Annotated in this window: 1 protein-coding gene; it reads right to left on the bottom strand. The window is 48.5% G+C overall.

What is annotated here, in order from left to right:
- Window positions 1-649, bottom strand: a 649-nt coding sequence (locus HC176_RS15695; protein WP_280818691.1) for a beta-ketoacyl-[acyl-carrier-protein] synthase family protein, incomplete at both ends; no start/stop codon positions are given.

Genomic DNA, 649 nt, shown 5'->3' with positions numbered 1-649 from the left:
GCCACATCCCCAAGCGGGGTAGATGTTCCGTGGGTGTTGATGTGGTCTACATCTTCAGGATTAAGTTCTGCATTCTTAAGACAGGTTTCCATCACAGCAACTACTCCTATTCCTTCAGGGTGTGGAGCAGTCATGTGATAAGCATCAGATGATAATCCGCCTCCAACTACTTCAGCATAGATCTTCGCACCTCTTGCCTTGGCATGTTCATATTCTTCAAGAATAAGAGCACCCGCACCTTCACCTAAGACAAAGCCATCCCGGGTTGCATCAAATGGTCTTGAGGCTGTTTCGGGGCTTTCATTCCTTGTGGAAAGGGCATGCATGGCATTAAATCCACCCATTCCTGCAGGAGCAACAGCCGCTTCACTTCCTCCCGTCACTATGACATCGCTATAACCAAGTCTAATGGTATTCAAAGCATCGATAAGGGCGTTGGCTGCCGAAGCACAGGCCGAAACCGTTGTATAGTTTGGGCCCATAAAGCCATGTTTGATCGAGATATTGCCGGGGGCGATATCGGCGATCATTTTAGGAATAAAGAAAGGATTGAACCTTGGGGTTCCATCGCCTTTTCCAAAAGCCAGCACCTCATCCTGGAATGTTTCAAGTCCACCTATCCCGGCTCCCCAGATAACTCCAACACGAA

The organism is Tamlana crocina, from assembly GCF_012037625.1.
Note: the sequence above shows the minus strand (reverse complement) of the source record. Positions and strands in the feature narration are given on the sequence as shown.